This window comes from Ligilactobacillus faecis (genome assembly GCF_029889745.1).
GTDB lineage: Bacteria > Bacillota > Bacilli > Lactobacillales > Lactobacillaceae > Ligilactobacillus > Ligilactobacillus faecis.
The window spans coordinates 1,641,142-1,661,903 of record NZ_CP123639.1 but is presented as its reverse complement, the minus strand read 5'-3'; the positions used below and the strand labels follow the sequence as shown (position 1 = coordinate 1,661,903).

The 20,762-nt window shown below is 38.5% G+C and carries 17 protein-coding genes and 2 pseudogenes; 6 read left to right on the top strand and 13 right to left on the bottom strand.

Going from position 1 to position 20,762, the window contains the following annotated elements; genetic code table 11:
- Positions 1-64: 64 nt before the first annotated feature.
- Positions 65-1,635 (top strand): annotated as a pseudogene (locus tag QFX10_RS07555) (IS3 family transposase).
- 67 nt (positions 1,636-1,702) lie between these two features.
- Here QFX10_RS07555 and QFX10_RS07550 read toward each other — a convergent pair.
- Entirely contained in the window at positions 1,703-2,068 is a 366-nt protein-coding gene (locus QFX10_RS07550) for a PTS glucitol/sorbitol transporter subunit IIA (protein WP_280605633.1), read from the bottom strand.
- Between the two features lie 277 nt (positions 2,069-2,345).
- Here QFX10_RS07550 and QFX10_RS07545 point away from each other — a divergent pair, with 277 nt between their 5' ends.
- Positions 2,346-3,368, top strand: coding sequence for a lactonase family protein (locus QFX10_RS07545; RefSeq protein ID WP_280605632.1), 1,023 nt, complete (start codon positions 2,346-2,348; stop codon positions 3,366-3,368).
- A gap of 14 nt (positions 3,369-3,382) precedes the next feature.
- The gene (locus QFX10_RS07540) at positions 3,383-4,015 is read left to right on the top strand and encodes a copper homeostasis protein CutC (protein WP_280605631.1); all 633 of its coding nucleotides are present in this window, start codon (positions 3,383-3,385) and stop codon (positions 4,013-4,015) included.
- An 83-nt stretch (positions 4,016-4,098) separates the two neighbouring features.
- Here the strand turns inward: QFX10_RS07540 and QFX10_RS07535 are convergent, their stop codons facing one another.
- The 5 genes from QFX10_RS07535 to yjbM all read right to left on the bottom strand — a co-directional run bounded on the left by QFX10_RS07535 (position 4,099) and on the right by yjbM (position 8,871).
- On the bottom strand, positions 4,099-5,061 hold the full coding sequence (locus QFX10_RS07535; protein ID WP_280605630.1) for a YdcF family protein: 963 nt from the start codon (positions 5,059-5,061) through the stop codon (positions 4,099-4,101).
- A gap of 73 nt (positions 5,062-5,134) precedes the next feature.
- The gene (gene mgtE, locus QFX10_RS07530; protein WP_280605629.1) at positions 5,135-6,502 is read right to left on the bottom strand and encodes a magnesium transporter; all 1,368 of its coding nucleotides are present in this window, start codon (positions 6,500-6,502) and stop codon (positions 5,135-5,137) included.
- Between the two features lie 2 nt (positions 6,503-6,504).
- Positions 6,505-7,413, bottom strand: a complete 909-nt coding sequence (locus tag QFX10_RS07525; protein ID WP_280605628.1) for an RluA family pseudouridine synthase — start codon at positions 7,411-7,413, stop codon at positions 6,505-6,507.
- Positions 7,391-8,212: an NAD kinase gene (locus QFX10_RS07520; protein WP_280605627.1), complete on the bottom strand. Its 822-nt coding sequence runs from the start codon at positions 8,210-8,212 to the stop codon at positions 7,391-7,393. Before QFX10_RS07520 ends, QFX10_RS07525 begins: the two co-directional genes overlap by 23 nt.
- 29 nt (positions 8,213-8,241) lie before the next feature.
- Entirely contained in the window at positions 8,242-8,871 is a 630-nt protein-coding gene (gene yjbM / locus QFX10_RS07515; protein ID WP_280607255.1) for a GTP diphosphokinase, read from the bottom strand.
- 266 nt (positions 8,872-9,137) lie between these two features.
- Here yjbM and QFX10_RS07510 point away from each other — a divergent pair, with 266 nt between their 5' ends.
- Positions 9,138-9,752, top strand: a complete 615-nt coding sequence (locus QFX10_RS07510; RefSeq protein ID WP_280605626.1) for a DsbA family protein — start codon at positions 9,138-9,140, stop codon at positions 9,750-9,752.
- Positions 9,753-9,826: 74 nt separating this feature from the next.
- Here QFX10_RS07510 and pepF read toward each other — a convergent pair whose 3' ends face one another.
- Together pepF and QFX10_RS07500 are read right to left on the bottom strand one after the other, a co-directional pair.
- Positions 9,827-11,632, bottom strand: coding sequence for an oligoendopeptidase F (gene pepF, locus QFX10_RS07505; protein WP_280605625.1), 1,806 nt, complete (start codon positions 11,630-11,632; stop codon positions 9,827-9,829).
- A 533-nt stretch (positions 11,633-12,165) separates the two neighbouring features.
- Positions 12,166-13,416, bottom strand: a complete 1,251-nt coding sequence (locus QFX10_RS07500) for an RNA-guided endonuclease InsQ/TnpB family protein (RefSeq protein WP_280605624.1) — start codon at positions 13,414-13,416, stop codon at positions 12,166-12,168.
- A gap of 74 nt (positions 13,417-13,490) precedes the next feature.
- Here QFX10_RS07500 and tnpA point away from each other — a divergent pair.
- Positions 13,491-13,808: pseudogene (gene tnpA / locus QFX10_RS07495) on the top strand (IS200/IS605 family transposase); the annotation flags it as partial.
- A 6-nt stretch (positions 13,809-13,814) separates the two neighbouring features.
- On the opposite strand, the gene QFX10_RS07490 reads toward tnpA, so the two are convergent.
- From QFX10_RS07490 to nrdD, 5 genes are all read right to left on the bottom strand, one after another.
- Positions 13,815-14,780 carry a competence protein CoiA gene (locus QFX10_RS07490; RefSeq protein ID WP_280605623.1) on the bottom strand — a complete coding sequence of 322 codons (966 nt, stop codon included), beginning with the start codon at positions 14,778-14,780 and terminating at the stop codon, positions 13,815-13,817.
- A 212-nt stretch (positions 14,781-14,992) separates the two neighbouring features.
- Positions 14,993-15,736: an adaptor protein MecA gene (locus QFX10_RS07485; protein WP_280605622.1), complete on the bottom strand. Its 744-nt coding sequence runs from the start codon at positions 15,734-15,736 to the stop codon at positions 14,993-14,995.
- 133 nt (positions 15,737-15,869) lie between these two features.
- Positions 15,870-16,268, bottom strand: a complete 399-nt coding sequence (gene spxA, locus QFX10_RS07480) for a transcriptional regulator SpxA (protein WP_280605621.1) — start codon at positions 16,266-16,268, stop codon at positions 15,870-15,872.
- A gap of 343 nt (positions 16,269-16,611) precedes the next feature.
- Positions 16,612-17,292: an anaerobic ribonucleoside-triphosphate reductase activating protein gene (gene nrdG, locus QFX10_RS07475; protein WP_280605620.1), complete on the bottom strand. Its 681-nt coding sequence runs from the start codon at positions 17,290-17,292 to the stop codon at positions 16,612-16,614.
- Complete coding sequence (nrdD, locus tag QFX10_RS07470) at positions 17,282-19,441, bottom strand: anaerobic ribonucleoside-triphosphate reductase (RefSeq protein WP_280605619.1); 2,160 nt, start codon at positions 19,439-19,441, stop codon at positions 17,282-17,284. The genes nrdG and nrdD overlap by 11 nt, the downstream gene beginning before the upstream one ends.
- 683 nt (positions 19,442-20,124) lie before the next feature.
- On the opposite strand from nrdD, the gene QFX10_RS07465 reads away from it, so the two are divergent.
- The gene (locus tag QFX10_RS07465) at positions 20,125-20,715 is read left to right on the top strand and encodes a TIGR01440 family protein (protein WP_280605618.1); all 591 of its coding nucleotides are present in this window, start codon (positions 20,125-20,127) and stop codon (positions 20,713-20,715) included.
- The last annotated feature ends 47 nt before the right edge of the window (positions 20,716-20,762 follow it).

The following is a 20,762-nucleotide window of genomic DNA, read 5'->3' as shown; positions in this document are numbered from 1 at the left end:
ATGATTCCCCTAGAGTGGACACGGAAATAATAAAGATTCTGTGATCACTCTAGGGGGATTTTTTATGTCTAGAAGAACTACTAAACATACACTTGAAGAAAGATACCAGGCAGTCTCCGAGTATCTTAGTGGACAATATAGTAAGTACTTTATCTGCCGGAAATATACCATTTCTAAAAATACATTTGATAATTGGATCAGAAAATACAAAGCTGGCGGTTTAGATGGCTTAAAAGAGTCTAGAACCTGGAAAGAATATTCAGTTGAATTAAAAACAACTGCGGTTCTAGAATATTTAGAAAATGGACGTTCACCAAAGAAAATTTGTGATAAATACAATATTTCGAGTGTTTCGGTTTTACGTAAATGGATCAACTTGTATACTAATGGAAAAGGCTTTAAAGCTACCATTGGAGGTCGTAATAGAATGAAACATGGACGTAAAACTACTTTTAAGGAACGGCTCGAAATAGTTCAGTATACACTTGCTAATAATAAGAATTATCACAAAGCGATCGATAAATATAATGTTTCTTATTCCCAAGTCTATAATTGGGTCAAAAAGTTTGAAGTAGATGGCGAAAAGGCATTATACGATAATCGTGGTAAAACAGTTAAAGATCGTGATTATAAGACTCTTTCTGAAACTGAGCGTCTCAAGCTTGAGATCCTACGTTTGAAAGAACGTAATAAATATCTAGAAGCAGAAAATATCGTTTTAAAAAAATTGGACGAACTCGAAAGGAGGAGATAAGCTTTATACCTAAAAATCTGCGTTTTAAAGCTATTCAGGAAGTTCTTAAAGAGTTTCCACAAATTGAACTCTGGATCCTTTGTGCGATCTTAAATGTATCGCGCTCAGGGTATTATCGTTATTTAACTGCTCCAAAATCACAATGTACTTTGGAAAATGAATGGTTAAGTGAGATCATAAAAAAAGAATTTCATGCTTTAAATGGAATTTACGGTTCTAGAAGAATGACTCTTCTTATCAATCGAAAGTATCAAAAACAATATAACTTCAAACGTATTCGTCGCTTAATGAGAGTCCTTGGTTTATATTCAGTAATTCGTCGCAAACGCCGAGGTTGTACTCGTTCAGAACATTTAAACTACGAAGAAAATACTTTAGGTCGTGATTTTTCCGCTACTAGACCTAATCAAAAGTGGGTGACTGATGTCACTTATTTAGAATATGGCTTAGGACAAAAAGCTTATTTAAGTGCGATCAAAGATCTATACGATGGATCTATCATAAGTTTTGAAATTAGTAAAAGAAATGATAATCGGCTTGTCATGAAGACTTTAGAAAAAGCATTCACGCATTTAAATGAAGCTAATCTACTTCTTCACAGTGATCGTGGATTTCAATATACTTCAAAGGAATATCTTCGGTTGACCTCAAGGCATGGTGTTACAAGAAGTATGTCTCGAGTGGGGAAATGTATCGATAACGCACCAATGGAAAGTTTTTGGAGTCATTTCAAGACAGAATGTTATTATTGGCTAAAATGTGAAACATATGGAGAACTTGTAGAAATGATCGAAAACTATATCAAGTTCTACAATACCCAACGTTACCAAATAAAACTAAACAGCCTGACTCCAGAAGAATACCGGAATCAGGCTGCCTAGAATTTTAATTATTTAGTTGTTCACTTGACGGGTCTCAGATCAGATCTAGCTTTAGGAAGCTTGTTTTTTAATGACCATAAATGATCTGGCTACCGACCTTGATCTGAGGCAATACATGTGGCTCTAAATAGATCACATTTTCTTGCAAATGATCTTTACTTGGAAGTTCCTTAAAATTAAAGACCGTATGGCCGATCGAAGTCAAATTACTTTCGACGAGTTCACCTAAATATTTGACTGTATACTCTTTTGCGTCGATCTGGATCTTTGAACCGACTTGAAGATCGTAATTTTTAGTAGCATCATTTTCAAAACGTTGGATCACAGATACTTCGCGTAAACGCTCTGACGCTGTCTCATCAAATAAGATCAACATTGGTTCTTTTGCTGAGACTGCTTCTGGACCGATAGCCATAATTTCACTTTTGATCATCCGTATAAAACCTCACTTATCATTTAAACTGTATTTGAAGATCAAACTGATCTTACTCACCTTTCCATTATACCCCAATTCCATTAAAAAAATCAGCTCGACTCACTACTTCTAAAATTTTTGCTAAAAGTTGCTCACACGTAAAAGATGCGCTGGATCGCTAATCAACGATAAAAATGTTAAAATATAGCTAAAGTGTCGTTCTCTTTTGATGCTTTTAGATCTAGTCAAGAAAGGAAAAACTATATCGATACTTTAGATATAGCGGTGTAGCCTTGTGAAAGAAGAAATTTTATTTGGTACTTATACTAAAAAGAGTAGTCAAGGGATCTACCAAGCTACTTTAGATACTGAACTCCAAACACTTTCAAAGCCAAAACATGTTGTCTCGATCGAAAACCCTACTTATCTAACTACAACACCAGCTAAAACTCTGCTCACCATCGCCAAAGAGGGATCTTTAGGTGGGATCAGTGCTTACGCATTACAAGATGAAGCCTATACGCTATTAGATGATGCTTTAGAAGATGGCCCTAATCCTTGTTATGTCGCTTTTGATGCACCTAGACAACTCATTTATACAGCTAATTACCACCTAGGGACCGTCGCAGTCTATCGTTTAAACGCAGATCAAACTTTGACTTTATGCGATAAAGTGACGCAAACAGGCAATGGCCCGCGCCCTGAACAAACAAGCGCGCATGTTCATTATACTGATCTAACCCCTGATGGACGCTTAGCAGTTGTTGATCTTGGAAGCGATACAGTCACACTTTACGATGTTTCTGAAGACGGAAAACTAACACAGCACTCTATTTTTGAAACTGAAGCTGGATTTGGCCCTAGACACCTTGCCTTTGCACCTGACAAAAAAACAGCTTATCTTGTCGGCGAACTCTCCAGTCAATTAGCAGTCCTTGATTATGATCAAACAAGCGGGACCTTCAAGTTACGAGAAACTGTAGCTACGATCCCAGCTGATTGGACAAAACACAACGGTGCTGCTGCGATCAAACTTTCAAAAGATGGCCGTTTTATTTATATTTCCAACCGTGGTCACGACTCGCTTGCTGTTTTTGAGGCTCAAGCAGATAAAGTTGTCTTGACTCAACTGATCTCAAGTGAAGGCCATTTTCCGCGCGACTTTGCTTTAGACTTGACTGAAAAATACCTTGTCTTAGCTAACCAAGAAACAGATAACGCTGTTTTATACTCACGCGACTTAGAAACCGGCATGTTGACATGCTTAAAAAATGATATTCCTTTACCTGAAGGAGTCTGTGTCTACTTTGTTGCATAGAAAGGAATTTAAATTTGCTTTATAAAGAAATTTGTTTAGAAAACTATACTGATCTACCTAAAGCTGTTTTAAACGGCGCTGATCGGATCGAGATCTGTGATAATTTAGCCGTAGGGGGAACGACTGTCAGCAAAGGTGTGATGGCAAAAGCGATCAAATATACACACGAAAAAAAGATCCCACTAGTTTTTTTGATCCGAGCTCGCGGAGGCGATTTTGTCTATAATGACATCGAATTAAAGATCATAGAAGCCGATATTTTAGAAGCTCAAGCACTTGGAGCCGATGCTGTCTGTATCGGCGCTTTAACAGCAGATAATGAGCTCGACTACGATGCGTTAGAGAATTTGATCGCGGCTGCTGGCGGTATGGAGCTTGTTTTCAATATGGCATTTGATGAACTTGACTTCAAACACCAAAAAGAAGCGATCGATTGGGCGATCGAACAAGGTTTTAGTCGGATCCTTACTCACGGCGGCCCCCTTTCGACCCCGATCGAAGCAAATCTTTCACACTTAAAAGAGCTCATCGCCTATGCTGACGGACGGATCACGATCTTACCTGGTGGCGGTCTCACAAGCAAAAATGCTGAACAGATCGCAACTGAACTTGGTGTTTCTGCCGTTCATGGGACAAAATTACTTTAAACTAAAAAACCACTTGACTTCATTAAAGCCATGAAGTGAACCCCCTAAGTTGGACAAAAGGATCTAACTTAGGGGGTTTTAGTTTAAATTTTCAACGCTGCTAAGAGCATATAGATAACACCCAACGAAACAACGACTGTTAATTGTAATTTATACGTGATCTTTAAATAAGCGATAAATTCACGGATAAAGGCATTTAACGTGAAATACCACTTTGTTTTAGCACCAAAGCCGATACATTTTAGACCTTGACGCTTAGCGATCACTAAAGCGCGATAAACATGGAATGAATTTGTTGCGATCGCAAAGCTACTATTTGGTTTCATCAGACGCCGTGAAAAAGCAATATTTTCATACGTTGTAGTCGAGCGATCCTCTAAAATAACATCTTCTTTTTTGATCCCTTTTTCATAAGCATAATTCGCCATCGCCTCTGCTTCAGAGATAACTTCATCAGCCCCTTGACCACCAGACATGATCAATTTTATACCTGGATAGCGATGATAGATCTCAAGCGCTCTATCGATCCGAGCTCCAAGTAGCGGACTAACTTTCTTCCCATTTAATCCCGCCCCTAAAACAACGATATAATCAAGCTTTTTCGGACGCAAATTGATCAAGTTCAAAACTAAAGTCACCGTATACATCAGCATGATCGCGATCAAATATAGCGCTAATGTTCCAAGATAGGCATAGGTGTAACGCCAGATCGTTTTATCACTCAAATGCCCGACAAACGGCCAAATGAACAAGTAAGCAATGATCAAAACACCAAAGCCTAGTGATAGCAAATTTCTTAAATTCGTCCCCTCTTTTAAGACCATTTTGATCCCGTTATAGAAAAAGACAACGATCAAAGCAAAGGGCCAGATCATGCCACAAAAAACGACGATAACGATCAAAACCGCCAGCAAAAATACAAGCCAGCGCTGTTCTGAAATAAACTGACTATATTGAAAAGCGATCGCGACTGCAAGAAGTGCACTGCTGAATAAACAAGCTGTAAAAGAGGCACCTGCTAAAAGAGAGCGTCTTTCATGAACCATCGTAAAAATAAACCAACCAGTCGCCATTAAAAAAAATAAAATAAAAAAGATCATATTTCCCCCATTTTATAAGTTATTGTCCCATAAAGAAGCGCATAAAGAGTTTTGCGATATTAAAATAGATCAAGACTGAAGTCAAGTCACTTAAAGTCGAAATAAACGGTCCCGAGGCAACCGCAGGATCGACCCCGATCTTATCCATCAAATTAGGAATAAAACTCCCTGCTAAATTAGCAACTGTGATCGCACACATCATGGCCATCCCGATCACAAAACCTAGTAAAAAGTTTTGCTTCCAAAAACCAACGATCAGAAAAATCGCTAGTCCAGTCACTAGTCCTGTCACTAATCCTGTCAGTAGTTCGATCAAAAATTGCCGATAAACAGAAGGTTGATTTTCATCTCGACTCGCCAAACGTCGTACTGCGACCGCCAAACTTTGCGTACCAGCGTTCCCAGCTGTCCCCGTGATCGAAGTTACAAAGATCGCTAAAATACTAGCTTGACTGATCATGCCTTCATAATGCGAGATCAAAGTCGTTGTCGACATCCCTAACAATAATAAGACGATCAGCCACGGCAAGCGATTCGCAGCCGCTTTTAAAGGATTATCTGAATCCTCTTCAGTATCAACAGCAGCCAATCCAGAGTAATCTTCAGCCGATTCTTCATCGATAACATCAATGATGTCGTCAACGTTGATGATCCCGATCAATTTACCTTCATAATCCGTCACAGGGATCGCTAAGAAATTATAATCACGGATCGTCTGTGCAACTTCGGCTTGATCATCTGAAACTTTAACTGACATAACTGGTGTCGTCATAATATCAGTGATCATGACATCATCAGCATTTATCAAAAGATCCCGTAAAGTCAAGACTCCGAGTAACTTATTTTCAGCCGAAACGACATAAACATAGTAGATCGTTTCGGCATCACTTGCTTCACGTTTGACAACATGCATTGCCGAACGAACAGTCTGGTTGCCTAAGATCTCGACATATTCTGTCGACATGATCGCCCCAGCTGTTTTATCTTCGTAGTGTAACATTTCACGGATCTCAGCCGCTTTTTCTTGCGGGATCAACCGCAAATAGCTGGCCAGATCTTTTTTCGGGACGTGCGCTAAAATATCGACCGCATTATCAGTATACATTTCGTCGATCACATTGGCGGCATATTGTGGCGTCATTTCTTCAAAATATTTAACAACTTCTTCTGGTTCATCTTCGATCGCATCAAACATATCCCCAACTTCATTAGCCGTTAAATAGCGATAAAGCCTCGCACGTTGTTGTTTATTTAATTCAGTAAAGATCTGGGCTTGTTCGTAGACGTGGAGATCTAAATATGCTTCCCTAAATTGTCGTGCTCTTTGACTATTTAGGAGCTGGATGATCTGCTCTTCTTTATGAGATTTCACCAGGTTTTCAGCCATACTTATCCCTCTTTTCTTTCTTTCTCAATATAATCGATCATATCCTTTGGTAATTCACTTCTAAATTCAACTTGCTCTTCTAAAAAAGGATGATAAAAACTAAGATAGGCACAATGAAGTGCTTGCCGTTCTAATGGCAATTCTAAAGTTGTGCCATACAGTCGATCGCTGACTAGCGGATGACCTAAATAAGCACTATGAACACGGATCTGATGTGTTCTACCTGTATGCAATCTGATCCGATAAAGTGTAGCATGCGCATAAGCTTTTACAAAATGATATTCAGTTTTAGCATATTGTCCTGATAAAGCGACCGTGCGCTCGATCATACTGTTTGGTTTACGTGCGATCGGCAACACAGCTGTAAAAGCTGGCGTCGTCACTTTTCCTGTCAATAAAGCTAAATACTCTTTTTTGATCGTATGTGCTTTTTGTTGTTGGTCGATCAAAGCATGCGCATAACGATGCTTAGCAACTAAAACTAGTCCAGTCGTATCACGATCTAATCTAGTTGCGATATGCACGACTTGTTGAGTATACCCGCGCAATTTATAATACCCAACGATTCGATTGACAAGCGAATCATAACGTTGATGTGCCAAAGGAGAAGGGATCGTCGTCAAACGCGCTGGTTTATCGACGATCAAAAAATGTTCATCTTCGTAAACGATATTGATCGGCACATAAGAGGCAACAACTTCTTTTTTACGCGGTTCTTCAGGTGGTAATATGATCGTCACGTGATCACCTTGTTTTACTTGATCAACGATCCTACCTGAATTCTGATTAACTAAAAGCTGCCCCCCTTCATGCCTGATCTTAGCGGAAAGACGGCGTGAAACGCCTTTTTGTTTTAAAAATGTTTTTAGGTGACATGGACTTGTCCCCTCATAGATCCATTCTATCTTCATCTGTTTCTGTTCCTATAAATGCATCTTGAACGCGTTGCCAGAAATGATTATGTCGATATTTCGCAAAATAGACTCGTTTTTTAGAAATTTTATATAAGATCTCTGTTATCTCACGATCATGATAGACACTTGAATCGACTGTCAAAGTAAAGTCGCTCCCTTTCGTCGGTTTGAATGTGATCCAATCATTGGGCGCTACGATCATCGGCGAACTCAAGGTACGAAAGACCCGATTATTGATCGAACCGATCTCAGCGATCTGTAAGACTTCTAAATTAGGATGGACGACTGCTCCACCTAAAGACTTGTTGTAAGCCGTCGAGCCTGTCGGTGTTGAGACACATAAACCATCGCCTCTAAACCTTTCAAAAAGCTCACCACCGATATAAACATCCGTCACCATCGTTGCACTGATACGTTTCAAAGTCGACTCATTCAAAGCTAAGTAGCGCTCTCGCATCGGCCGATCAGCATATTTGACGATCACTTCTAATAGTGGATAGCTGACTGCTTGCCCGTTGTCAGATTGCAAACTGATCACAAGATCATCGATCTCATCATCACGCCAATCAGTGTAAAAACCAAGATGACCTGTATGGACTCCGACAAACCGAATATCTCCAAGTTGATCTTCATAATGATGGAAAGCTGCTAAAAGTGTCCCATCGCCACCGATCGAGATCACAACATTTGGCTTTTCATCATCTAAGATAAAATGACGTTCGATAAATTTTTGTTGTAGTTTGTGCTTAACAGCTTGTGATTTAGGTCTATTATTAGCGAAAATAGCGATTTTCATTTCTTTCACTTCCATCGTCGAATGCTGATTTAATCTAGTCTTTTTTGTTTATCATCAAATAAACTCTGGGCTTCATTTACTTCTTCACGGATACTAGACATTTCTTTATCTAACGCAAAAGCGATCTCCGCACTTTTTTGTAAGCGCTGTTCGAGCTCCTTTGGAAAACATCCCTGATACTTGTAATTCAAAGAATGTTCGATCGTTGCCCAAAAATTCATTGCTAGTGTCCTGACTTGGATCTCCACTTTCAAGTGACGCTCTTCATTTAGAAGCTGAACTGGATATAAGATAACGATATGATAAGAGCGATAGCCACTTGCTTTTTGAGCTTTGATATAATCACGCTCCTCAATCACTTGCATATCTTTACGTTTTCGCAAAAGTTTGACTACGTAATAAATATCTTCTACAAATTGGCACATCACTCTGATCCCAGCAATATCTTCCATATCTTGTGTCACTCGCTCTGGCTTGATACAGCGTCGTTTCATTTTCTCGTTGATACTCGCTGGTGGTTTCACTCTTCCAGTGACATATTCGATCGGACTTCGTTGCCCACTTTTTTTAAATTGCCCACGTAAGTCACGGAGTTTTAATTTTAGTTCGTTCACCGCCTGCTCATATGGTGCTAAAAAAATGTCCCACTCGTCATTTATCAAATATCTCGCCACCTTTCATACCTTAACAGTTTAACACAGACATGCTTTGAATTGCAGTCGCAAAAAATGTTTTTTCTCCTTTCTCCACGGGTTACTTTATATTTTCTGAAAGAAAACGTTTCATTTTCATCTGTCAACAAGAATTTATAGTAATTTTCAATATTTTTTTATCGATTAAGTCAGATTTATTGCAAAAATATGTTTTTTTGCTTAAAGTATAAATATAGAAAAAAGGAATATCATTCAAGTGGAGGAAAAACACCATGTTAGAGATGTATTTGTTTATTAATCCTCTTGGCGCAAAATGCTATGAAGCAGAACAAAACATTTTAAAACTTGCTGGAAGATCTTCGCAAAAGATCCAGATCCGTTTTATCCCACTTTTAAATCTGCAATCGGTCTCGAAAGTGATGACAACATGGGGGCTCAAACAAACTGATCTGTCACTGCGCAATAAAGTCTCAGATCTTTTGTACCACGCTATTCTAGACTATGAAGCTGCTTTGTTCCAAGGGAGAAAACGTGGACACAACTTCTTGCTAAATATTCAGCATCTGCTTTATGAAGAGCACCAAGAATATAATGAAGAAACAGTTCACAAAGCTGCTAAATTGAGCAAATTAGCTCTTTCAATGTTTGAAGCTGATCGTCATTCTGAGCTTGCAGTCAAAAGTTTTCGCAAAGATCAAAAGTTGGCCGCAGAAATGCACGTTACGATGCCTACTGAGATGGTGGTCTACAACTTAGATGACTTTGATTGTGCGCTTTGTGTCCGAAATTGCGATTCATTAGCCAAGCTGGAAGAATTGGTTTTTGAGGAAAACACTAAAGACTTTACTTGTTCTAAAAAGATATTACCCGCCAAGAATACAAAATAATATGAAAAATAAGCTTAACATAAGTCCAAATGAAGTTAAACTTCTTCGTTTTATGTTAAGCTTATTTTATTTTCTTATCCTAAAAGTTGTTCTAATTCAACTAAGCGCTTTTCAAAAACAGTAAAAGCTTTTTCTAAATAAACGCTATCAGTCATGTCGACTCCAGCCTTTTTCATTACTTCAAGTGGCGCTGCTGAACTACCGGCTTTCAAATAATCTAAGTATGCTTTCGTTTTGGCAGGATCATTTTCTAATAACCGTTTACTTAATGTCGTAGCTGCTCCAAAACCTGTAGCATATTGATAAACATAAAAATTATAGTAAAAATGAGGGATCCGCGCCCACTCATCTGCGATCTGTTTATCATTGACTACAGCGGGACCGTAATAACGTGCATTTAGTGCATGATAATAACTTGACATTGCTTCAGCTGTTAGCGGAACTTGTGCCGCATCTTGTTGATGGATCCATTCTTCAAATTCAGCAAATTGCGTCTGGCGATAAACTGTTCCTTTAAAACCATCTAGATAGTGATTCAAAACATAAGCTCGAATATTAGGGTCAGTTTGCGTCTCTAGTAAATATTGCGTCAAAAGGTTCTCGTTGGTCGTTGAAGCGATCTCTGCTACAAAGATCGAATAGTCTCCATATTGGTAAGGTTGTTCTGTTCTTGTGTAGTAACTATGCATCGAATGTCCTAATTCGTGCACTAAAGTAAAGAGGTTATCTAGCGTATCTTGCCAATTCAATAAGATGTATGGTGGGGTATCATATGATCCACCAGAATAAGCTCCACTACGCTTCCCTGTATTAGCCACAACATCGATCCAGCGTTTGTCAAAAGCTTTTTCTACTTGAGCCACATAGTCTGGACCTAAAACACTCAAGGCTTCTAATGTCATTTGTTTAGCTTGTTCGTACGTAAATGTCAAAGCAGGTTCACCTGTCAGTGGCGTATAAAGATCATACATATGCAGTTCTTTTGTAGCCAGGATTTTTTTCCGTAAAGCAACATACCGGTGCAAGAGAGGTAAATTTTTATTGACCGTTGTAACTAACGTATCATAAACCGTCACGGGGATCTCATTTTGGGCTAAGGAAGCCTCTTTAGCACTACTATAATGGCGCAATTTAGCTGAAAAATTATGTTTTCTCACATGCGCCGCCAAAGTTGTCGCTAAAGTATGTCTAAATTGATGATAAACTTGATAAAGCTTTTCAAAAGCTTCTTTTCTTACCTCAGGTGCAGTCGATTCGAGTAAAGTACCATAGACACCATTTGAAAGCTCGACGGCTTCTCCCTTTTCATTTGTCACGACTGGAAACTTCAAATCTGCATTGTTCAAAACTTCAAAAACATTTGAGGCCGTACTTAAGATATCACTTGCTCCAGCTAAAAGTGCTTCTTCTGTTTCACTCAAAACATGCGCTCTCAAGCGAGTCCAATTTGTGATCAAAGTTTGATACTCAGCTAATTTCGGCTCTGCTTCATAATAAGCAGCTAGTTTGGCTGGCGTCAAGGCTAGCAATTCTGGTTGGAACCAGGCATTTTTAGCCGAGGCTTCTGCAACTAATTTTTGAACTTTAGCCATCATCGCTTGATACTTTGTCTCAGATGTGTCCTGATCATTTTTCATACTTGCATAAACATAAACTTTCTCAAGTTCACGTTCAAGTGCCAATAAAGCTTCTAAAGCAGTTAAAAACTGTTTAGCTCCATTTGCTAAAGTTCCTTTATATGCGGTAAAATCAATCGCTTTTTGCTTAACAGCATCAAAGCTCTCTTCAAAGGCTACATCATCACTAAAAACTTGCGATAAGTCCCAGGTCAATTCTTGCGCAACTTCTGTCCGTTGTGGTAATCGTTTTACTTTTGCCATAAAAAATCCCCCTATATCTTTTTTTCTCCCTCGATCCCGTTTTAAAGATCGAGTTTCCAAAGCATCTGCACGCAAGCATGAACGCTATGTTATCCAGCTAGGTGTGTTTACCTATCTTCATTGATTTTAACTCAGAAGATATGATCGCGCTAGTACCGTTTGCTTTCAAGAAAATATTTTGTCTACCTACTTTAATGTCTGTGCATGCTCATAGACTTGTGCATATTTGAGCCTATCAGCTTGTCTGGATCGGCCACACTAACCCTTCTGATCTCGGATATGGTATGGTCTCGTCTATTCATGTTCAGCTAATGTTCGTTGTTTAGTACCACTAGCTTCCATTACAAAGTTACGATCAGTCAACCACCACTGACTAAAGTCAATGGCTTGTGAGCCGAAAATCCTCGTGAATTTCAGACCACAATTTGCGTAGATAGGGACAACTTGCTTGACCAACCAAAGTTGCAATCAAGTAGCGGTCGTCTAATTACCAACGCCTTTTATGTCCCCAGGTTGCCATAGGGACAGATAAGCTAGGCTAGTTTAGCTATTCCCTTATCAAGAATATTCTTAGCTGCATTCCAGTCACGAATATGATGAATACCGCAATTAGGACACGTCCATTCACGATCAGCCAAGGTTAGTTTCTCGGTGTTATTAGTTCCCATGATAAAACTACAATCATTGCAAGTTTGAGTAGTATTTTTCGGGCTGACAGTCACGAACTGATGATTATACAGCTTAGCTTTATAAGCCAACATGCCGAGAAAGGAACGCCAGCCAACGTCAGAAATACTAAGCGCTAAAGCATGATTCTTGAGCATATTCTTACTACGCAACTCCTCAGCTACTACTAAATCGTGGTTCTTGATTAGTGCAGTAGAGATTTGTTGGAGAAAATTATGTCTTTGGTTCATTACTTTGGCATGGAGTTTAGCAACTAACAAGCGTTGCTTTTGATAATTTTTACTATCGCGTAAAGAACGATGTTCTTTTTTGACACGCCGTTGTCGTCTAGATAGAATACGCTGTTCTTTAGCTAATTTACCTTTAATAGTGCGATAATATCGTGGATTAGGAACTGTGTTACCTTCATTATCGGTTAAGAAATTATCAGTATTAAGATCAATTCCAATATGTCCGTGATTAGCCTTGGACACTTTAACAAAAGGTTCATCTGAAGCTAGTTGCATTGATAGAAAGAAGTGATCCGCTGGATCTTTAGTCAATGTCACAGTACCAATTCTAGTCTCACACATTCTCCTCAAGAGACGTGCTTGGGAACCGGCAACACGTAACAATCCTATTTTAGGTACTTTGATATGGCTATTATCTAGAAAACATACTGTACCGTTAGTTAGCAACGCAGTCTTTTGCCCTGGGTATTGACAATTGGTTTGATAACGCCAGCGATAACTCTTTCGATGAAATTTAGGAACACCAGCAGTGTGAATCTTCCGAAAAGCATTCCAAGCTTTTCGGTAGTTCTGAATGGCATTAGCTTTCGCCAAACTGTCAATTCGTTTATCTTCTAAAAATTGATAGTGATTAGACATTTGTTTAGCGTTTTGACGCATAGTTAGTTGCTTAATACGCTCCTGGACTGTGTCAATCGATAACTTAACTCTGCGAAGTTGCATCAGTTCCTTACCGATCGCAACCATTTCGTTATAGATAAAGCGACTAGCGTCACTGTTAATTTTAATCAACTGCTTTTGTTGGTCACTAGGGTAGCAACGCATTTTCAGGCCATAATGATATTGCATTTTTGCCATTGACTTCATTTAATTTCACCTCCTTAATTGATATAATGATATTGTATCATATGTCAATGATAATAAATATAGGGGTAAATAAAATGAGTAAAGATAAAATCAAAGACGCAGTATATACCAGACGATATATCTATAACTTCCATTTCCATCTAATTTGGGTTACTAAATATCGTCATAAAACTTTTACTACTGATGAGTTATCAAACGAAATGAAGGATATCCTATGGCAAGTAGCCGAGGATAACGAAATCTTAATCGAGAAAATGGAAGTTATGCCTGACCATGTTCATATCTTAATTAGCTTTCCGCCTAGCAAGGCACCGACTAGCGCCATCAAAGCGCTCAAAGGCAGAAGTGCCTTTATTTTCTTACGTCGACACCCGGAAATTCGGCAGTCTCGATAGAAGTCACGGGATTTCCGGCTGAATCTCATTAAAAATTATTTTCTTTTTTTCGATCGTAATAAAGGCAAACTTATAAGCAAAATGGTGAACGATATAGGCTGGAGCTAAAGCGCTACTTCCCTCACCATACTGCAAATATATTTTACTCTTCCAATAAAAACAAGCAGTTCTCCAAAGAGGATAGTAATAACGTTTACTCAAATTAGCTTTAAATAATTGCTGTAACGTTATATTTTCAGCATAAGCCTGCTTACGTAAGCGGTATTTGATCTTGTCAACGTAACTTTCTAACGCTAAAAGTTGCTGTTTTTGTTGTTGTAAAGACAAATGAGCCAAACTGACATGATGATCAGTCTGACAAAATTCTTTCAAAGCATTAAGATCAGTCGCATAACCACGAGAGTAGCGCAACTCTAATAGATCAGCCATCTGAAGCGCATAATCGATCTCAAATCTTTGTTCTAAAACGTCTAAATAGATCAGATAAAAGCCTAGTTTTTTTGAATAGTGCATAAATTGAGCCGTTTTTTGATCTAATTTTGATTTTAAGCGATAATTCATCCCTAAAACCCAAATAACTTGGTATCCTGCCTGCTTGTAACCTGTAGTGCGCTGACACAAACTTTGATAAGATAATGGAGCACATTGGAATTCTATTACAAATTCTTGTTCCTTTTTCTTTGCCAAAATATCTGGCTTTTGAGCTAATTCTTGTAAATAAACTTCAGATCTGGCAAAATATCCTGCTGCTTTAGCCCACATCAAGAGTAAGGCTTTTCCATCTTGATGTTCGCTTGTTTCAAGGGGTGTTTTACTCAAACATTGTTTCTTATGGGCAAAATGACTCTGGTAAAATGTTCCTTTTCGCAAAATAACTTGGGCGTGACAAAAAGGACAATAGTATTTTTCAGCTATTCGAGCCCGATCAGCTCGAACTAAGTGATCAGGATCTTTTAAAGCATAAAACATCAACACACCTACTATCCAAATGCGCCTTAAACTATAGCTAAAGAAGATAGCTTATACGCACATCATAGTTTTTCCTTTCTAGTCGACACATAGTACGCTTAGCTTAATAAGAAATAGTAAACGTTCTACTAAATAAATACGCAAAGAAAGTTCTTTTTTATGCCCAATAAAAAAAGTCCTCTAAATATTAGAGAACTTTTTTTCTGCAAAGCCTATTTAAAATGATACCGTGCCATTTCCAAAGCAGCTTGTTCCATCAAACACTGGCCACGTTCTTTGATAACTGCTGGATCAAAAGGCTCATTTACACTAAATTCATAAACTAAAGCCATCGCATTTTTGATATCTGTTGGACTTAGTTGATCGACAAAAAAGACTAGTTCAAGATAATACTTTCCATCTAAACGATATAGATTTGAGATAACATCGTCACATTCAAAACTCTTTGCAAGCTGGATAAAATCTTCAAATTCTGCAAAACTGACTAAATATCGATGAGATACTTCATCCTTTAGGCGTGTTTTCCGATCACTATTAGCTAACAACGATTTTTTTCCTGATACTTGATCTTTTTGATCATCTGCACTAAGCTGTTTCCGAATATACTCAGCAAGATCATTTGTGATCCCACTTTTAGGCATCCCCATTTTTTGATCATCAGTCTGATCTTTAGTCTGGTTGCCACTAATATTTTTTAAGGTACTTTCAGCTTGGTTAGGATCAACTTTTGTAATAAAGAGCTCTAAACCATTTTGGTTAGGGATCAGCTGAAAAGTCACCGCTTCGTTATCACGGAACTCATGATCCTTATCGACCTCTTCTAAAATACTGAAAAAGAAATTTTCGATCTCTTTTTGATTACCGAGCAGATCAAGGACGGTGATACCACGTTCAGTCAAATCTTCAGTACCAAGTAAGACCCTGATCGTATTCTCATTGACTTTTTCCATTTCCATTTGTGATCCTCCCCTTCCTCATTTAAGTGTTAAAAACACCTTGGTTGCAACAATTATCATAACAAAAATTGATAAAAAAGACCACCCAAAATACTCGGGTAGCCTTATTATATAAAGTATCTTATTATAAACTTTAGAAACCCGCAAGTTCGCGTGCACGTTGCAATTCAAGCGCCCGTACTTCGCGTGGCAAAAAGCGACGGATCTCGTCTTCATTATAACCAACTTGAAGTCTCTTCTCGTCCATAATAATTGGTCGTCTTAACAGGCCGGGATGTTTTTGGACAAGATCAAGTAATTCTTGCAATGGCATTTCCTCGATGTCGATATCAAGTTCTTGATATACTTTTGAACGTTTCGAGATGATCTCTTCTGTTCCATCTTCAGTCATTTGCAAGATCTGTTTGATCTCGTCAATACTCAATGGTTCCGAAAAAATATTTCTTTCATTATATGAAATATTGTGTTTTTTAAGCCATGCACGTGCCTTTCGACATGATGTACAGCTTGGTGATGTGTATAAGGTAACCATATAAATCGCCCCTTCTTATAAAACCTGGTGCAACCATACAATATATATCCTCATTCACATTATACACCTATTTCAAAAAATTAATACCTTTTTTTGGTAGAAAAATCAACTTCGCTCGATTTTATGATTTATAATCATTCTAAAAATTTAATTTTTTTTGCTTGATCTATGAGTAATTTTCAACCATGATCACTTTTTTAATTTTTGTAAAACATAAAATATAAATTATTATCAATTAACCAAGAGATTATACATATATCTATTTAAGCCTCAGCTAAGCTAATATTTATTCATGTAGACAAGTTTTTTAGAAAATATTTTAATAAACAAACCTAAATATTTTTTACTTAGATAACTTTTCCCAAATGACGACTTTATTTTGCCTCAGTGACTTTTGTACATCGATGATCCGCTGGTTTGAGCTCCCTCTAAACTGTAAAGTCAAGTCTTTTTTAGCTTCTAGAAAACGACCGTCAACTAAAATATCGATCTTGGACAAAAGTTCTAACTTATCTGCTGACTCTAACTGTAGTTCATCCCACGTATAACCAGTCCAAGACCAAATATCTTTTGTCGTACCGTACTCAGCTCGGATCCGATCCACTAGTTGCAGACAAACTTGAGTATTTAAAAACGGTTCCCCACCTAACAGAGTCAAACCTTGGACATAATCTTTGCCTAGATCAGCGATGATCTGATCTTCTAACTCTTTAGTATATTCAAAACCATAACTAAAACTTTGAGCTGCTTTATTATAACAGCCTGGGCAAGCAAACTTACATCCACTCACATACAAACTACAACGGACACCTTCACCATCTACAAAGTTAAATGGTTTATAATCAGCGATCCTTAGTTGGCTTAGTTCTTTAGCTAACCATTCCTTAGGCTTAGGATCTTTAGGCAGACGTCTTCTTTTAGACTTTTTTTGAGGCAACCGTTTTTCTTTGATCTGGGTCTGCTCAACAAAAATCGTGTCCCCACCAATGCTGATTCGGACTAGCGGTCTTTTTTCATTTGTCATCAGTTACCATCCCCGGTCCGATATTTTTAGCCCGCGCAGCGATCTCAGCATGTCGTCCGTGCACCATTGGCCGTTGGAGTGGGTTTCCTAAGTAACCACATGTCCTTTTGACGCAATCACAAGACTTAGGATCATGATTGCCACAAGCGGGGCATTCAAACCCACGAGCAGTCGCTTTGAACTCACCTTGAAAGCCACATTTATAACAACGATCGATCGGTGTATTCGTCCCTAGATAGCCAACCTTATCGTAAGCAAAATCCCAGACTGCTTCAAGAGCTTTAGGATTTTGGCGCAAATTTGGATATTCACAATAGTGGATAAAGCCACCAGCTGCATATTTAGGATAATCCATCTCAAACAATATTTTTTCAAATGGCGTTGGATGCTTGCGCACATCGTAATGAAAACTATTTGTATAGTATTCCTTATCAGTGATATCTTTGATCTTTCCGAAACGTTTTGTATCGATCTTACAAAAACGATCTGTCAATGACTCACTTGGTGTTGAATAAACACTAAAGTGATAACCAGTTTCGTTAGACCACGCAACACAGGCATCATATAGTTTTTTGACGATCTGTAATGTGAAATCATGGGCCGCTTGATCGCTTTCCCAATCAGGTCCGTAAAAAAGTGTTCCAACTTCATAAAGGCCGATATAGCCTAGGGAAACAGTTGCGCGTTCATCTAAGAAGAGTTGTGAGACATCATCACCTGGTTTCAGTCTCTGTCCAAAAGCTCCATACTGATAAAGGATCGGTGCATTTTCTGGTAAAGCTTCTAGAACACGAGCAACTTTAAACTTTAATGCTTCTTTACAAAGTGCGATCTTATCGTGCAAGATCTGCCAAAATAGCTCTTGGTCCCCCTTTGATTCTAAAGCGATCCGCGGAAGATTAAGGGTAACGACGCCTAAATTCATACGACCTGAATTGACTTCCTGCCCGTCTTTGTCTTGCCAGCCTTGCAAAAAAGAACGACACCCCATCGGAGCCTTAAAACTTCCTGTCAACTCTTTGATCTTATCATACATCAAAACATCAGGATACATTCGTTTCGTAGCACACTCAAGCGCCAATTCTTTGATATCATAGTTAGGTTCACCTGGGTTTAAATTCAACCCTTGTTTGATCGTAAAAACTAACTTAGGAAAGATCGCAGTTCGTTTTTCTTTACCTAGGCCTTCGATCCGAATCTTTAAGATCGACTTTTGGATCTCACGTGCGATCCATGACGTCCCTAAACCAAAACCAAGTGTCGTAAAAGGCGTTTGGCCTTGCGAAGAAAAAAGTGTATTGATCTCATACTCTAAAGCTTGCATCGCATCATAGATATCTTTTTTAGTCCTTTTGCGTGCAAATTCAACTTGTTTCTCTGCTTCAACGATATATTCTTTCGCTTCAGCCAAATGCTTTTCATAGTTTTTATAAGCAAATGGTTCTAAAACTTCATCGACTCGATCGGCAGAACAGCCCCCATACTGGCTTGAAGCAACATTTGCGATGATCTGTGACATCTGTGCAGTCGCAGTCTGGATCGAATGTGGGCTTTCAACTTCGGCATTCCCGATCTTAAAGCCTTTTGTCAACATCTCTTTAAAATCGATCAAACAACAATTTGTCATTGGACTCCAAGGAGTATAATCAAGATCATGGTAGTGGATATCTCCCCGTAAATGAGCTTTAGCGATATGTTTAGGCATCATTTTGAGCCCTAATGTTTTCCCGACTGTTCCTGCCGTCAGATCACGTTGCGTATTAAACACATTACTATCTTTATTGGCATTTTCATGCACTAAACTTGGATCTTTTGATTGTAAACGGTCTAAGCGCAACGTCGGATCAGTTTGTTCTCGCCAGGTCTGCTCTTCTTTTTCGTGTGCTTCTAAATAAGACTTAGCTTCCGCTATATATCCCAATTCGTTCAAAGTAGTCATAAGTTCAGTTGCAAGTGCACTTGTCTTTAGAACATCGTAATTGGCGACACGTAGCGCTAAAGTCGCTAAGATCTCGTCTTTTACAGGAGTTAGTCCTAAAATATCTAAGATCCGTTCTAACTTATAAAGTGCAAAGGGGACCCGATACCCATCGGTTTTTTCTACTGTTTTAGGAAAATCATAGCTGACTTTCGTATTCATCTCCATCATTTTTGTCAGATCCTCTCTATCAAAATCGTACATATGTATCATATTTGGTACTATATATGATAGCTTCTTTTTTCAAAAAACACAATATATAGTGTTTAGTTTCACAAAAGACACAATATACATTGATTACAATATACCTCAGCGCAAACGCATCAAATCAGAAAAGAGCTCTTTTGACCTTTTTGTGAAACAAATTTATCCTAAAATGGCGAGAAGACTTCCACTTTTATAAGTGGTGGATGAATCATCCCATTCTGAAGCACTAAAAGCGCTTCTTTTTCTTGATAATTTTAATTCAGATAATATAATAAATGAGTATAACTATGGAATTAGATAAAAATCAACATTCTGCTAACTGTAATTCACATCTTGATAGAGATGTTAACGCGGCTAAAAATATCTTAGCTAGAGGATTAGAAACTCTATTCTGATAATAAAACGGTACCATGGTAACAAAGCAGTGACCGCTACCGACTCAGTGAAAAGCTAGACTGGCAAGTTTGCTGTATTCTCAGAATTCCCAACTTCAAGCCGTTAAAAAACGGTAGTTTTAGGTTAAGTTGGGGTAGTTCAATTGCGCACCAGTCCATTTTTTGATACCCTCGATCTTTTTTGTTACAATATCTTTGGATATCTGATATATCAAGGTATTCAATCTTTGTTCCAAAGAAAGCTGGTTTATTATGACACACGAAAATGATCTAAATAAGATCGCACAACAAATAAAAACAAGCATGACTGAATTTCTAGCTCAAACGACACTTGAGCCAAATGATATTTTTGTTCTTGGCTGTAGTACAAGCGAGATCCAAGGGCAAAAGATCGGCAAACACTCTAATCTTGAACTTGGACGAATAATTGTTAAAACGCTCCGTTCGATCTTAGATCCATTAGGAGTCCACTTGGCTGTCCAAGGTTGCGAACATTTGAACCGCGCTTTAGTTATTGAAAAACGAGTTGCTAAAGATCACAACTTAGAGATCGTTACTGTCGTCCCGACTTTGCATGCCGGTGGCGCAGCACAAGTAGCTGCTTTTGAACAATTTACTGAACCAGTTGAAGTTGAGCATCTTGTCGCTAAAGCTGGGATGGATATCGGTGATACAGCGATCGGGATGCATGTTCGTTTCGTTCAGATCCCTGTACGAACATCGATCACCGAGATCGGCAAAGCTCACGTAACATTCTTGAGCTCGCGTCCTAAATTGATCGGAGGCGAACGAGCTCGATATCGCTTAGAAGACCTTAATCAGACAACTGGTCCTTTAGCCTGATGCAAACACACATAAAAAAACCTCTAAATCAAATCTTAGAGGTTTTT